Below are 13,694 nucleotides of genomic sequence, written 5' to 3'. Positions count from 1 at the left end.
ACCCATCTATGAATGCGTGTCTTTTTGTTTTTAGGCCATAGTGAAGTAAATAAATATTACTTCAATTCCACTCCACTAATCTTCAAATGAGCATGAAATATGTCAAGGCTTGATGGGAGAGCTTCTTTATCCAACCATGTGTCGGGGTTCCAAATTCTTGATTTTTTCAGTGCACGAGAACAATGGATAAAACATTCTTCTACATCTACCCCAATTCCAAGTAATGGAGGTTTCCCCGTTTTACTTAATTTGTCTAGGATTTCTTTATTTTGTATGATGGTTGCTTTCCCATTAATGCGGAGTACCTCATCTAACCCAGGTATTAGGAAAACGAGCCCGACATGTGGATTTGATAATATATTTTCAAACGAATCAAGTCTTTTGTTACCAGGACGATCAGGAATCACTAATTGAGTTTGATTTAATATATTAATTTCGCTTGGTAAATCCCCTCGAGGAGAAACCGTACATGTCCCGTTAGCGTTAGAGGTAGAAAGGAACAACAGCGGAGACATCTCTATGAATCTTCTACAATGCTCATCTAGAATCGAAATGCTCTTTTTCAATACGTAATTATGAGGAACCCCGATTAGTTCCCTAAGTTCTGCCTCCGAAGTAACGGCTTCGCTAGAAAAATCAATTTTCTCCATTCTCTCCTAATTCCTTTCTATCTCAACTTAAAAAAATTTCAATTCGTCCATGAAAAACCGTTTAACTTTAATAGTTAAAAGTTAAACGGTTTTGATAAGTAAGTAAATGAAATAAGGTGCACCTAAGATGGAAAGAACTAATCCGACTGGTAATTCCATAGGTGCCATAATGACTCGGCCTAGTGTATCAGCTGATAGCAGTAATAAGGCACCGATGATCGCGGTTAATGGTAGAACCTTCACATTCCTTGCCCCAATTAGACGTCTTGCAATATGGGGTGCAATTAATCCTAAAAAGGTAATTCCTCCACCGACCGATACACAAACTCCTGCTAAGGCAACAGCGACAATAAGTAATAATCGTCTTTCTCTTTCAATGTGAACCCCTACACCAGTAGCGACTTCATCACCAAGAAGTAAAACATCTAAGAATCTAGCTTTATATACTGCGAAAGGAATTAATAAGAACAGCCAAGGTAACAAGGCGAGCACAAATGTCCAATTTGTTCCCCAAATCGTTCCTGATAACCATACGATTGTTTTCATAAAGTCGATCGGTTCCATTTTCATTTGAAAAATGATTAGTCCTGAAGCAAATGCGGCATTAATTCCGATCCCGACTAACAATAATCGAACAGGAGTGACTTTTCCATTTTTCCAAGAAAGGCTATAAATTAATATGGCGGCAACAAATGCTCCTACTAAGGCAGTCAGAGGCATGATAAATACCGATAATATCCCTTTGAAAAAAACTGTTTCTTGGAAGAAAAACATGTAAAGAACAACCGCTAATCCAGCACCAGAATTGATACCAAGAATGCCTGGATCTGCAAGGGGGTTCTGGGATATCCCTTGGAGAATGGCTCCGGATACAGCGATACCCATCCCAACAAGTAGTGCTAGAATGATTCTTGGTAAACGGAAGTCAAAAATAGTTAGTGCATTTTGTTCTGTACCTTGGCCGATTAACGTTGCGAAAACAGCATCGAACGGGATCTTGATATACCCTGCGTTAATGCTAAGGATAAATACGATGATTGTTAATATACTTATAGTTGAAAATAGGAAAATAAATTTCTTCTTTGGGTTTTTGGATAATAGATTTTCCATTATAGTCCTCTCCCTTCTTTCCTTGCGAGGTAAAGGAAGAATGGAACTCCAATGATAGCAGTGATAGCACCGACAGGAGTTTCAAAAGGAGCATTTACCATCCAGGCCAATAATATCTGCACCAATTAATAAGATTCCGCCTAGTATCCCAGAGCAAGGGATAATCCAACGATAATCGACGCCTACTAAAAAACGTGTAATATGGGGAATTACTAGACCGACAAATCCAATAATCCCAGCAATAGAAACCGCCGCTCCTGTAAGGAGTAAAACGACGATTGTTCCTAACAATTTAATGATGCCAGTATTTTGCCCTAAACCTTTCGAAACTTCCTCTCCTAAACTAAGGACCGTAATAGAACGGGACAACATAATCGCTAAGATTAATCCACCCAATACAAATGGAACGAGGAAAGTTATGTGTTGCATTTGTACACCAGAGATTCCTCCTGCATACCAATAGCTAATTTCTTTTGAAACATTATATTTAATCCCAATGGCAGTCGATAGTGCACTAAGCAGGGATGTAATGGCTGAACCTGCTAACGCAAGCTTGACCGGTGAAATTCCACCCTTAGATAGAGAGGTGATTCCAAACACTAAGCCAACTCCTAACCCAGCTCCAATAAAAGAAAATGCGATTAATCCATAATTTGATAGTGCAGGTAAAAATGCAATAGCAATCGCAATTAAAAAAGCAGAGCCTGCTGACACACCCAAAATCGACGGTTCTGCGAGCGGGTTTCTTGTCATTCCTTGCATAATGGCACCAGAAACGGCTAAAGCTGCTCCAACTAAAACTGCAGCAATTGCCCTTGGTAGCCTCAACTCTCTGATAATGGTATGCGAGGAATTTCCACTATCATAAGAAAATATAGCTTCCCATATCGTAGAAAGGCTGAGATCGGCTGCTCCAAAATGGATAGAAACAATGATTGAAAACAATAATAACGGTAAACCAACAAACAAAATCATGGTTCCGATTATGTTATTTCTATATAATATCTTTTTTGGTGATTTAGTAGAAGTTTGTTCAAAATGCTCCATATTTTAACGACTTCTTTCTTCGAATGATGGTTAAGATTTTATTTTAAAATATTATTGACAACATAGCAAAGTAAATATATATTTTAAATGGAAATGATAATCGTTTTCATCTAGGGATAGTTTATCATATTATTAGGAGGATTCCAATGGTTATTGGGTTGAGCAAAAAGAATATCATGAAGTTAATTGCAGTTGGACTGCTTACAGTATCGCTAGCAGCTTGTGGAACTAAAGAAGAAAACAAGGCAGACTCTAATGACAGTACTAAAAAAGAAGCAACAACCGAGCGTGTTTTAACAGATGCAATGGGCAATGAAGTGAAGGTCCAGGTAAATCCAAAGCGTGTCATTGCTTCCTATCTTGAAGACAATCTGGTAGCTTTAGGGATTAAGCCGGTTGCTCAGTGGAGTGTAAATGATGGGGCTAGTATCCAAGGGTATTTACAAGATAGTTTAAAAGGAGTTCCAACTATTCCTTATGACCTACCATTTGAAGCCGTTCAAAAATTTTCACCAGATTTAATTATTATGGACTCTGCAAGTATGGTTGAAGGCGGTAAATACGAGCAATATAACAAGATCGCTCCTACTTATGTCATTGGTAAAGAAGTGAATAATGACTGGCGCGATGAATTGTTAACGGTTGGTGAAATTTTTGGCAAGGAAAAAGAAGCTAAAAAAGTGTTAGCAGATTACGATGCAAAAGCGGAAAAGGCTAAAGAAGAAATAAAAACAGCTGTAGGTACTCCTTCTGTTGCTGCCGTATGGTTAGTAGGCGGGAACTTCTTCATCGTAAGTGAAACCGTATCAAGTGGTGCTGTAATGTATGAAGATTTAGGTTTAAAAGTACCTGCTGTGGTAAAAGAGATTTCAGCTAGTGGGACAGGTAGTTGGAATGCTATTTCATTAGAAAAATTAGTTGAGCTAGACGCAGACCATATCTTCCTAATCAATAGTGATACAGCAACTGGATCACCAACTTTAAATGATAAATTATGGAAGAGTATTCCTGCTGTAAAAGCTGGAAATGTACATGAGTTTTCCCCTGATGAAAGCTGGTTGTATACTGGTGCAATCGCGAATGATCAAATTATCGATAATATTTTAAAAAGCATCGTGAAATAATATAGTTAAAGGCTATCACTACTATCATGTGATAGCCTATTTTATTCCCTTTTTTGTTTGCATTTTTCCTTTAAATATTGAAAAAATATGCAGAATCCATTGCTGGAATCAGCAGAAAGACATTTCAGTGGGATCACCCCCAATAATGAGCGAGTCAAAAATTTCCATACATAAAGTTCACGCCTAAGACATTATTCGTTATTGATTCTCATTATCAATAAGTATAAGATATTTTTATATAGACTGAATATGGGTTAAAGATTATTAGAAAGAGGGCCTTGGTATGAACAGGTTAGTAACCAAAGATTTACATGTAGGTTATCAAGAAAATGTAATTGTAAAAAATATGAATATAAAGATTGAAAATAATGCAATCACAACGATAATTGGCCCTAATGGTTGTGGCAAATCTACCTTGCTAAAGGCAATAACTCGAATTATTCCACACTCAAGTGGTAGCATTTTATTGGACGGCCAATCAATTGCTAAAGAAAATACGAAAAAACTAGCACAGAAAATGGCGATATTACCACAAACTCATGATAGTACTCTTGGTTTAACAGTAGGTGAACTGGTTTCTTATGGACGATTCCCCTATCAAAAAGGAATAGGGAAATTGACGCCTAAGGATTATGAGGTCATTAATTGGGCTTTAACCGTAACGAATACACTCGATTATAAATTTCGTACGGTTGATTCACTTTCAGGGGGACAAAGACAACGTGTGTGGATTGCAATGGCACTTGCTCAAGAGACTGAAATTATCTTTTTAGACGAACCAACCACTTATCTAGACTTGGCACATCAATTAGAAGTTCTTGAATTGCTGAAGAAGTTAAATGAGACACAAAATAGAACAATAATCATGGTTTTACATGATTTAAACCATGCAGCGCGCTTTTCAGATAATATTATTGCATTGAAAAATGGCATTCTTATTAAAGCAGGAACTTGTGAAGAAGTCATGCAAAAAGAAATATTGAAAGTCGTTTTTAATATTGATGCTGAAATCGGTCGTGACCCAAGAACAGGGAAACCGATGTGTATAACCTATGATTTAATTAAGGAGAATCAACGAGAGTTAGAGCCTGCACTTTCTACATTTTAGTATGATTACTGGAGTTATTCCGATTAAAACAAAAACCAGGCTATCGTAAATAACGATAGCCTGGTTTAATATTCTATTTAAACTTTAAGCACTTTTAAACACATTCCAAGCAAATAGTAGTCCGCCTAATACAACAGCGATCGAGGCAACAATAATAACGATTGCGGCGGATTCATTTCCAGACAAGATTGAATAGGCTAAGCCTCCTTGCATAAGCGGAACACCTAAATTATGCAGCCAAAAGTGTGTTTTTGCCAGCTTTGTTTCTGCCGCTTGTGGATAAAAATGATAAAATGCTCCAAAGAGCCCCATCGATACCCAGCCGAGAAGGTTAATATGCGCGTGGACAGGTGTTAATTCAAAATCATGAATAATGCCCATTACGATCCCAAGGATAATACCAATTGCAAAATAGACCACCGCAATCTTAAACCACTTTGCACCCATCATCAATTCCTCCTTTATTATTTTTGGTAAAAGTACTACCACTAACATTTTATTAACAGCTATTGTGGTGTATTACAAATTCACTGTGAAAATAGTGAAAAAGAATTTGTTAGGCACAATAGGACAAAAGCGGGACAGTTTCATTAAAGCCAGAGAGTTTAGTCGGGAATAGGTGATTCATATCGTTAATAAATGATGAAAAAGTTAAAGCGGGGGTTAATTATTATGAAGTGTTTGAAAATTCAATCTTTTGTTGCGGGCTTTTTTGTATGATAGGACTGTAATTAATTCAACAGTCAAGGAGGCAATTGAAAATGAATGGTTTGAAAAAATGGATATTAGCATTAATGGTAGCAATCAGTTTAATCGGTGTTACAACTGCATGCTCGAACAAGGACGACGAAAACGAAAACCCTACCACTGAGGAAAATCAAGATGCAGAGACTGATCAAAATACAGATGATAACCAAGATGCTGAAACTGATCAAAATACAGATCAATCAGAAACAGAAAAAGATGCTCAATAATTATTAAATGTAAGCCACCTGGATTTTCATAGCTAAGTGTACTGAAATGGATCTGTATGTAATTTTTCGTTTTTTCTCATACTATAAAAAACGAAAAGGACTGATGCATATGGGAAAATGGAATGAACAAGGTGCGCCAAATAACAATTTAAAACCCGTTACGTATGGAACATCAAACCTCGTTAATAAGGACGAAATATCAGCTAGTAAAATCAACAACGAAACAAACATTTTCGCCGAGGGAAAGAAAAACCAAATCATCAAAAATCAGCTAAAATAAAAAGATATCCCATCCTCGTTCGGAATTATGAGGATGGGATTTTTATTCTTAAGCGTTGGGAAAATAGCATAAAATAAAAATAGAAAACTCAAAGCGAAAGGAGGAAAACAATATGGAAGTGATCGATCTCCACTGTGACGCATTGCTCAAGCTATGGGAAGGCAAAGGTCAATTACGATTCACGAATGCACCAGGGCTTGATACGAATAAAGATCGGCTCAAAAAAGGTGATGTTAAAGTCCAATGCTTCGCCATTTTCATCGAGCCAGACATCCCTCAGGACCAGAAATTCCAAGTAGTCCTTGAACAAGTGGATTACTTTTACACGGAAGTGCTTGGGAAAAACGAAGATGTGAAGCAAATTAAAAAGTGGTCTGATTTTTATAAGTTGAAGGCTGGAGAAATAGGAGCGATGCTGACGCTTGAAGGAGTGGATGCAATTGGCAACGACCTCGCCAAGCTGAGAATTCTGTTTCAGCTTGGCGTTATGTCTGTTGGGCTGACGTGGAATACGGCAAATTTAGCTGCAGATGGAGCAGGCGAACCACGCGGCAGCGGACTGACGCTGTTCGGCAAGGAAGTTGTCGCGTTTAACAATCAGTATAAAGTTTTAACCGATGTGTCGCATTTAAGTGAGCGTGCGTTTTGGGATGTGATAGAGCTTGCAAAATATCCGATTGCCAGCCATTCGAATTCAAAAAGACTATGCCCTCATCCTCGGAACTTAACAGATGAACAAGCGAGAGCCTTGATCAAAAAAGGTGGGACTATCCATGTCGTCTATCATCCACCGTTTATTAAAGAAGACGGAAAGGCAACGATTGCCGATCTGATTAAGCATATCGATCATTTTTGTGGATTGGGAGGCCTAAATCACATTGGCTTTGGTTCGGATTTTGATGGCATCAACCAATTTGTGCTCAATCTTGAAAATGCAGCCAATACGCAAAACTTAATCAATGAACTATTAAAGTTTTATAAAGAGGAAGAAGTAAGAGGCTTTGCCTATCAAAACTTTCTCAATCGATTACCAGCTAATAATCGTTAAAAAACACGTAGGAGGGAGATGTCATTTCCTCCTTTTTTATTGTCAGTATTAAAGGACGTTGTTGATTATTAAGCAATTTGTTGATTTAAACGGAAGGTGCGAGACTCCCCCGCGGAAAGGGAGCACCTGGAGTGGAAATCAACGGACGATTTTAACAAATATCCCCTAGTTTCCCGTGCTAATTCTTACCCTTACTGTAGAGAAAACGATATAATAGCCTCATGGACTAAAATTCTAAAAATTGCGATAATGCGATAATTAATAAAGTGCCTATATTACCCACATTCTGCTTCGATTTAAACGAATCATTTACTGTTGCGATATGTGTTTTGTATTAATAAAGAAAGCTATTTGAAATTTTACTGCAACGTGGCTTTGATAAAATAGAAGTCTGGCACTACATTATCGTTAATCAATCCAAATAAATGACACTTAGAAATATACAATTCGGAGGAAACTAGATGACTGACGAACAATTATTAAAAAAGTCGTATTATAAATCCTTTATCGAGCCTAATGAAAAACGGCAACCGATTCAGGTCCTTGGGGATACTTATTTAAAAGAACAAAATAATCTTAGCGAATTGCCCAATATTCGCTTTGCGCAAGGTGAGCTGTACTTTGAAGCAAAGGACTATGAAGCGGCCATCTTCAAATGGGGAAATATCAATAATGAATTAGAGCCATGGGCGAAGAAAAATATGGCGGATGCCTATTTTGAGCTTGAGCTCTATTCGGATGCTGAATCAATTTATACGTCAATTGTTTCTGACTCGATGACGTTAAATTCAGAGGTGCTCATCCAGCTTTTTTCGCTCTATATACAAGAGGGCAAAATAGAGCAGGCTGTGCAAAGGATAAAGCAAGCTGTTGTCCTAAATCCAGATTATCCGACTGTTACCCAGCTGGCAAAGTTGTTTTTTGAAGAGCAAAAGGATTGGGAAAATGCCCTTGAACTTGCCGTTAACGAAACGGTCCGAACTGAGGACATGTATTGGGCTGACATTGTCATTCGGTATGTAGAAAATGGTTATGTGAAGACAGTAACCCCAGCATATTTTTCTCAGGTTCTTCTGATTGTGGTGAGCCATGATTTGGACCGTTTTGAAAAGCTTGCAGCAGCACTTTGGAAAGGTTTTAGACAGGGAGAATACTATTTTGATTGGCTGTGTCAGTTTAATAATATGTTTGAGGCGACAGGTGCTTCAAGTGGAAAAGCATGGCAGGAGCTATCAGCTTTATATCAAGAAACCTATTTTGATTTGTTAGAAGGAAAATTCTTGCTTAATGAGATTTCTGATATCATGCCTGGGCTGCTTGCGAATTGGCTGAAAACAGCCGATCATGGCCATCAATCCTTTGCTGCAGCTGCTATATTAGCATGGAATGACTTGTTTCCAAATGAAGAGAGTGAGCTGACTTCAGATGCTGAAAAGGTTATTGCTCGCTCTGGTGCGAATGCAATCAATCTTGAAGTGAGCTTGAATCTATTTGATTCAATTGTAAATTGGACGGAGGCTCAAGATATATCGGTAAGTCCTAAGCTGAAATGGTTAGTGGAACGCTTAGCTGATCAACAAACGCATTATGTGTTAGTTGCAGGAAACCAAAACAAGGGAACCTCGGACTTTTTCAAAGCTTTAATAGGGGATGAACAAGTTGATACAAACAGTGCGAATGTATTGCTAACAGATAATGAAGCAAACGAAATCCTTGAACTAAGTGATTCGGAAATTTATCATGCACCTATTACGAATTTAGATGATAATACAGAAACAAATTGGCGTGAACTTAAAATTCCGAGTGTCTTTCTTCGGGAAGCGGGCTTTGCTTTTATTAGTCCAGCCGACTTGAAAAAGAGAAATGCGGAAAGCTTGTATTTAGCAGATACCGTTGTCTTTTTAATAAATGAAAATGATATTTATATGGAAAAAGAGCGTCATATTTTCATGCAAATCGAGCAAAATCATCCGAAATTGGCCGTTCGGTTCTTAATAATAAAATCGGAGCATGGGCAGCGAAACCAAACAGAAAATCAGGCTGCGCTTATTAATAGCTTCTTCCCAGAGGCAAAGGTTGCGACTTTCTCACCGCATGATACGAGCTGGTCCGATCTCCAACAATTAGCGGACTTCTTAGTCGGTGACATTCATGGAGAAGCGCATGAAGAGGAGAGAGCTGCAAAAGCATTATTCTTTGTGCAAAAGCTGTTAAATCAATTAGTTGAAAAGCGGGTTGAGAAGGAGAATAACTTAGGGCATTCTGTTAATTGGAACCAACAAATGGTTGGAAAACTGACTGGTGCGATCAATCAGCTTCATGATGTAAAATCCGAATCAATATCACTGGTCAAACAGCTGTTCAAGAAGGAAAAAGAAGAAATTCGGAGCGAAGTGGTGACAACTATTCCAATTCTGCTCAGAGAAACCTCCGCATTTGTTAAGGAAGATAGTGACTTTGGGAAAATTCATGTGGAGTTAAATGGAGAAATGAACAAGAAAATCGAGGAATACATTGTTCAAACAGCATTGCCGAAATTCCATGACTCACTTAGAAACTGGATAGGTGAATCTGCTGCAGAATTTAATTCAGTTCAAACATTCTTAAAGGATTTAGCTGGTGGGTTTAATGTTATGTTTGAGGAGGAGCGTGTGAAGTGCGAGTGTGACTTCAAAGTATTGGACGATTGGCGAAGAGATGTAGACCGAATGACAAGGGTGGTTCAGCTTGATAAAGTGAACATCTTACTTCGTATGACTCCTGCTCAGGTTTTATTAAAGAGTGCAGGTAAGGTGTTAGGTGTCTTACCGAAAAATAAGAAAATGCTGTGTACGAAATATAAAACATTTATTGAGAATGAGGAATATACAGAGATTGCAGAATCGATTGCGGATAAGCTTTTGATGCAAATTGAATTATTTGAAAAAGGGCTTGAACGTGATATTGAAATGTTCTTCAACATTCCAGGAGGATGAGTTACGAGAGCTTATTGCGGAAATCAATCAAACGATTGATTTAAACCAAAAGCAGCTACAGGATATGAATGCATTCCCGGAAAAATTCAATGATCCGCTTACGATGTTCCAAATCAAAGTACAACATTATAAATGGTTCATGAATGGTGCAAAGATTCAGTACCACAAAGCATAAATAACATGATGAAAACCCCGGAATATAAGTTCCAGGGGTTTTTTGTGACCAACAAGTGTTTGTCGTTTATTTTTCTGCTTTTTGATTTCCTTTGTTTTCACTGCTTTTTTGTTGTGCGTTTTTTCCTTTTGCGTTTTCGGGTTGTTTAGTTTGTTTTACTGAGGCCTTTTCAGCTTTTTCTTGAGATTTTGCTTGATTAGCAACAGCTGGGGCCGCTGGCACAGCTTCGCTGTCAGTTGTGATTTCTTCTCCTGCATCGGTTGTAATTGTAGAATTTGCAGGTTCCGTTGTTTCAGTTACTGGTGTTGGAGTAGGAGCTGTGTCGATGACTGTATCCTCTGTACCTTGGTCATCCGTATCAGATTCATCTTCTACCTGTCCGTATTTCTTTTCAAGCTTCGCTAGTTTTTTCGCAATCTTTTCGTTTGTTTTATCGATGTTTTTTTGTAAAGAGGCTCTTGCATGATCATTTCCAACATGGCTCATTGCTGCTGTTAAGGCGGCAATATTATTACGTAAAACGTCTTCTGCTGTAGCATACGGGTTATCTTCGCTATTTTCCTCATCTGTAACGGCTGTTTCTTGATCATCACTAGCATTAGTAACAGCTTCAGATGAATCTTGGTCTGCCTGTTCATCTGTGGTTGTTTCTTGTGTAGCGTCTTGGTCGGTAGCTACTTCTTCATCAATAATATTTTGTGAGCTTTCCATATATGAAATGGCTGTTTGAATAACTTCTAATGCCTCGGTTTCTTTTCCTTCATCGTATAATGCACTGGCTTCAGCTAATCGTTCAGTGGCGTATGTGGCCATTAATTCGGCTTCTTTAGCATCATCAAACACAAGTGCAAGTTTGATTTTTTCAAATGCGATTTTAGCGAAATAGAAGAAATCACCTGGAATAACGGATGGAGCTTCCTCCTGAGTGGTTTCTAATTCTGCCTGCAATTTTGAGAGGTCTACCGTTTCGTAATTTTCTTGCTCTGTAGTATTTTCATCAGCAAAGGCTAATGAAGAAAATGAGAAGGTGCTGGCAAGGACAAGTGCAAGGGATCCTTTAGTGATTTTTTTGATTTGATGTTTAGAAAATAAATTCATGTGTCCACCTCTAATGTATTTTTTTGGAATCGCATCTTTCACTAAAGATTACGAACAGTAGGGTGGTTTTTTGGGGGAGAAATAAATTTAGAAGTGTCTAGCTGTTTTGGATCGTTCTTAGTAGTTCAAAAGCCTTATCTCCAGCTAGCATTGTTAGATTCTCCCATATTTCATCACGTTTTATATCGATTTCGACAATTTTTCTTGCTAACTCAATTGCTTCTTTCGTCGGCATACTCATACACTCCTTTTAAATTTTTATATAAAAAATTCGGATGGGTTACTTTAGATTAGATTTGATCTCTTTTTTTGACTTTTTATATTCAGTGATTAGTTCTGTTAAGGTTAGTTGGTGTAGAGCTTGGTCGGATTGTTTATATGCACCCACGCGGATAAGCCGATTAATAAATACAATGCGCATATTTTCAACTGCTTCACGTAATAGAGGCAATGAACAACACTCCTTTATATATTTTGTTGTTAGAATTGTAGCGAAAATGGATAGGGAATTCATTAAATTTGTTAATTATTCTTACAATTTATTTAATTCTGTTATATAATCTTACATAATGATGTTAATTTTCATTACATACATATATAATTCATTGTAAAACAGGCCAAATAAGTGAGGTGAGGAGAAATGTCATTAGACTCTTCCTATAAAAGCAGAAAGGTTATTACCATTGGTGTTGTTAGCGAGCTAACGGGACTTTCTGAGAGGCAAATCCGCTATTATGAGGAGCGAAAGCTGATATTTCCAGAGAGATCAGAACGAGGTAATCGAAAATATTCTTTTGATGATGTGGAAATATTAATTGAAATTGCGAATAAGCGGGAAGAGGGGGTGCAAACAAATGAAATCAGACAGGAAATGTTAAAGGAGATTCGCAAAGAAGAAAATAGAAAAATTCGCAAGCAGATGCTAAAAGGGCAAATTAATGCCAGATTCGGAATACAAAAGGAATAAATGAAAAATTTGGAATAATGCTATAAAACTACTGACTATAGTAATTTGGAGAAGAGTTTTATTTCCGGTTTTTGAGAAAACGTTGGTATTGCTGGGTTCAAGGATAATGTTTTGATAAAACCATGGAGATCCATATGAAAATCTTCATGGTTTTTATTGTGCTATAGTAGTGTGATAAAGTTTTTTTATGCGAATGATTGAATAAAAACACAGTTGCGATTATAATAAATTATGTTCAAATATTTATAATGACAAAAACATAATATATATTCAGTGAGGAGCTAAAAATTAATATTTATTGGAGGCTAATTTTTGATGAGAAAAAAATTCATGCTTATGTTGGTACTATTCTTTTCGTTTTCATTGATTTTGACAGCGTGTGGGACAAGCGATGATGCAAAAGAAGATGGAAACGACAGTAAAGAAGCAAAGAAAACACTTCGAGTCGTAACTGATGCAGCCTATGCTCCGTTTGAATATATGGATAAGGGAGAAATTGTCGGTTTTGATGTGGATTTTATTTCTGCAGTTGCGAAAGAAGCAGGATATGAAATTAACATTGAGAACGTTGGCTGGGATCCGATCTTCGTAGAAATTGAAGGAAAAAGTGCCGATCTAGCAGTTTCATCTGTAACGATTAATGATGAAAGAAAGCAAAGCTATGACTTTTCAGTACCATACTTCTTATCAACGAATAAGATTTTAGTTAAAGAAGGCAGTGATATTAAGGGTGCAGAAGACCTTAAGGATAAAGTCGTCGCCGTGCAAAACGGTACAACAGGACAAGAAGCTGCAGAGGCAATTCTAGGCAAAAATAATACAAACTTAAAAAAGTTTGAGAACAATGTTCTTGCGATTCAGGAATTGTTAGCTGGTGGGGCAGATGCGGTTGTAGCGGATAATACAGTTGTTGAAGAATATGCAAAAAATAATCCTGACCAAAAGCTTGTCGTTATTGAAGACGAGGATGCATTTGCGTCAGAGTTTTACGGCATATTATTTCCTAAAGGTAGCGATTTAAAAGCAGAGTTCGATAAAGCCCTTAATACTATTCTTGACAATGGCACATATGCTAAAATTTATAAAAAGTGGTTTGGCAGTGAACCAGATGTAGAAGAATTAAAAGCTCAGCAATAAA

15 protein-coding genes and 1 pseudogene are annotated in these 13,694 nt (G+C 37.4%); 9 read left to right on the top strand and 7 right to left on the bottom strand.

Annotated features, from left to right (window positions below; genetic code table 11):
• Window positions 1–56: 56 nt before the first annotated feature.
• From RGF10_RS22500 to RGF10_RS22490, 3 genes and pseudogenes are all read right to left on the bottom strand, one after another.
• Entirely contained in the window at window positions 57–650 is a 594-nt protein-coding gene (locus RGF10_RS22500; RefSeq protein ID WP_318505927.1) for an MSMEG_1061 family FMN-dependent PPOX-type flavoprotein, read from the bottom strand.
• Window positions 651–731: 81 nt separating this feature from the next.
• Window positions 732–1,760 carry a FecCD family ABC transporter permease gene (locus RGF10_RS22495; RefSeq protein WP_318505925.1) on the bottom strand — a complete coding sequence of 343 codons (1,029 nt, stop codon included), beginning with the start codon at window positions 1,758–1,760 and terminating at the stop codon, window positions 732–734.
• Window positions 1,760–2,735 (bottom strand): annotated as a pseudogene (locus RGF10_RS22490) (FecCD family ABC transporter permease). The gene RGF10_RS22495 and the pseudogene RGF10_RS22490 overlap by 1 nt, the downstream one beginning before the upstream one ends.
• A 218-nt stretch (window positions 2,736–2,953) precedes the next feature.
• On the opposite strand from RGF10_RS22490, the gene RGF10_RS22485 reads away from it, so the two are divergent.
• The gene (locus RGF10_RS22485; RefSeq protein WP_318505923.1) at window positions 2,954–3,931 is read left to right on the top strand and encodes an ABC transporter substrate-binding protein; all 978 of its coding nucleotides are present in this window, start codon (window positions 2,954–2,956) and stop codon (window positions 3,929–3,931) included.
• Between the two features lie 283 nt (window positions 3,932–4,214).
• Entirely contained in the window at window positions 4,215–5,039 is an 825-nt protein-coding gene (locus tag RGF10_RS22480; protein ID WP_318505921.1) for an ABC transporter ATP-binding protein, read from the top strand.
• Between the two features lie 84 nt (window positions 5,040–5,123).
• Here the strand turns inward: RGF10_RS22480 and RGF10_RS22475 are convergent, their stop codons facing one another.
• Entirely contained in the window at window positions 5,124–5,486 is a 363-nt protein-coding gene (locus tag RGF10_RS22475; RefSeq protein WP_412176760.1) for a cytochrome-c oxidase, read from the bottom strand.
• Window positions 5,487–5,800: 314 nt separating this feature from the next.
• Here RGF10_RS22475 and RGF10_RS22470 point away from each other — a divergent pair, with 314 nt between their 5' ends.
• The 5 genes from RGF10_RS22470 to RGF10_RS22450 all read left to right on the top strand — a co-directional run bounded on the left by RGF10_RS22470 (window position 5,801) and on the right by RGF10_RS22450 (window position 10,491).
• Entirely contained in the window at window positions 5,801–6,013 is a 213-nt protein-coding gene (locus RGF10_RS22470) for a hypothetical protein (protein ID WP_318505916.1), read from the top strand.
• Window positions 6,014–6,122: 109 nt separating this feature from the next.
• Window positions 6,123–6,293: a hypothetical protein gene (locus tag RGF10_RS22465; RefSeq protein ID WP_318505915.1), complete on the top strand. Its 171-nt coding sequence runs from the start codon at window positions 6,123–6,125 to the stop codon at window positions 6,291–6,293.
• A gap of 112 nt (window positions 6,294–6,405) precedes the next feature.
• Window positions 6,406–7,341 carry a dipeptidase gene (locus tag RGF10_RS22460; protein WP_318505913.1) on the top strand — a complete coding sequence of 312 codons (936 nt, stop codon included), beginning with the start codon at window positions 6,406–6,408 and terminating at the stop codon, window positions 7,339–7,341.
• Window positions 7,342–7,802: 461 nt separating this feature from the next.
• Window positions 7,803–10,316 (top strand): tetratricopeptide repeat protein, encoded by a 2,514-nt coding sequence (locus RGF10_RS22455; RefSeq protein WP_318505911.1) that lies wholly within the window; start codon window positions 7,803–7,805, stop codon window positions 10,314–10,316.
• Entirely contained in the window at window positions 10,279–10,491 is a 213-nt protein-coding gene (locus RGF10_RS22450) for a hypothetical protein (RefSeq protein ID WP_318505909.1), read from the top strand. The genes RGF10_RS22455 and RGF10_RS22450 overlap by 38 nt, the downstream gene beginning before the upstream one ends.
• Before the next feature lie 66 nt (window positions 10,492–10,557).
• On the opposite strand, the gene RGF10_RS22445 is transcribed toward RGF10_RS22450, so the two are convergent.
• From RGF10_RS22445 to RGF10_RS22435, 3 genes are all read right to left on the bottom strand, one after another.
• Window positions 10,558–11,589 carry a DUF5667 domain-containing protein gene (locus RGF10_RS22445; protein WP_318505908.1) on the bottom strand — a complete coding sequence of 344 codons (1,032 nt, stop codon included), beginning with the start codon at window positions 11,587–11,589 and terminating at the stop codon, window positions 10,558–10,560.
• 97 nt (window positions 11,590–11,686) lie between these two features.
• A complete protein-coding gene (locus RGF10_RS22440; protein WP_318505906.1) occupies window positions 11,687–11,824 on the bottom strand; it encodes a hypothetical protein in 138 nt (45 codons plus the stop codon).
• Window positions 11,825–11,869: 45 nt separating this feature from the next.
• Window positions 11,870–12,040 (bottom strand): Fur-regulated basic protein FbpA, encoded by a 171-nt coding sequence (locus tag RGF10_RS22435; protein WP_318505904.1) that lies wholly within the window; start codon window positions 12,038–12,040, stop codon window positions 11,870–11,872.
• A gap of 189 nt (window positions 12,041–12,229) precedes the next feature.
• Between RGF10_RS22435 and RGF10_RS22430 the strand changes: the two genes are divergently transcribed.
• Together RGF10_RS22430 and RGF10_RS22425 are read left to right on the top strand one after the other, a co-directional pair.
• Window positions 12,230–12,556: a MerR family transcriptional regulator gene (locus RGF10_RS22430; protein ID WP_318505903.1), complete on the top strand. Its 327-nt coding sequence runs from the start codon at window positions 12,230–12,232 to the stop codon at window positions 12,554–12,556.
• Window positions 12,557–12,871: 315 nt separating this feature from the next.
• Window positions 12,872–13,693: a basic amino acid ABC transporter substrate-binding protein gene (locus RGF10_RS22425; RefSeq protein ID WP_318509652.1), complete on the top strand. Its 822-nt coding sequence runs from the start codon at window positions 12,872–12,874 to the stop codon at window positions 13,691–13,693.
• Window position 13,694 lies beyond the last annotated feature (1 nt).

The sequence above is a fragment of the Bacillus sp. T3 genome, from assembly GCF_033449965.1.
Taxonomy (GTDB): domain Bacteria; phylum Bacillota; class Bacilli; order Bacillales; family Cytobacillaceae; genus Bacillus_BU.
This window is presented reverse-complemented; position numbering and strand designations above follow the sequence as displayed.

Excerpts from the sequence above, each read along its gene's own strand:
- RGF10_RS22500 (WP_318505927.1), bottom strand. The coding sequence starts at position 650 with ATGGAGAAAATTGATTTTTCTAGCGAAGCCGTTACTTCGGAGGCAGAA.
- RGF10_RS22495 (WP_318505925.1), bottom strand. The coding sequence starts at position 1,760 with ATGGAAAATCTATTATCCAAAAACCCAAAGAAGAAATTTATTTTCCTA.
- RGF10_RS22485 (WP_318505923.1), top strand. The coding sequence starts at position 2,954 with ATGGTTATTGGGTTGAGCAAAAAGAATATCATGAAGTTAATTGCAGTT.
- RGF10_RS22480 (WP_318505921.1), top strand. The coding sequence starts at position 4,215 with ATGAACAGGTTAGTAACCAAAGATTTACATGTAGGTTATCAAGAAAAT.
- RGF10_RS22475 (WP_412176760.1), bottom strand. The coding sequence starts at position 5,486 with ATGGGTGCAAAGTGGTTTAAGATTGCGGTGGTCTATTTTGCAATTGGT.
- RGF10_RS22470 (WP_318505916.1), top strand. The coding sequence starts at position 5,801 with ATGAATGGTTTGAAAAAATGGATATTAGCATTAATGGTAGCAATCAGT.
- RGF10_RS22465 (WP_318505915.1), top strand. The coding sequence starts at position 6,123 with ATGGGAAAATGGAATGAACAAGGTGCGCCAAATAACAATTTAAAACCC.
- RGF10_RS22460 (WP_318505913.1), top strand. The coding sequence starts at position 6,406 with ATGGAAGTGATCGATCTCCACTGTGACGCATTGCTCAAGCTATGGGAA.
- RGF10_RS22455 (WP_318505911.1), top strand. The coding sequence starts at position 7,803 with ATGACTGACGAACAATTATTAAAAAAGTCGTATTATAAATCCTTTATC.
- RGF10_RS22445 (WP_318505908.1), bottom strand. The coding sequence starts at position 11,589 with ATGAATTTATTTTCTAAACATCAAATCAAAAAAATCACTAAAGGATCC.
- RGF10_RS22440 (WP_318505906.1), bottom strand. The coding sequence starts at position 11,824 with ATGCCGACGAAAGAAGCAATTGAGTTAGCAAGAAAAATTGTCGAAATC.
- RGF10_RS22430 (WP_318505903.1), top strand. The coding sequence starts at position 12,230 with ATGTCATTAGACTCTTCCTATAAAAGCAGAAAGGTTATTACCATTGGT.
- RGF10_RS22425 (WP_318509652.1), top strand. The coding sequence starts at position 12,872 with ATGAGAAAAAAATTCATGCTTATGTTGGTACTATTCTTTTCGTTTTCA.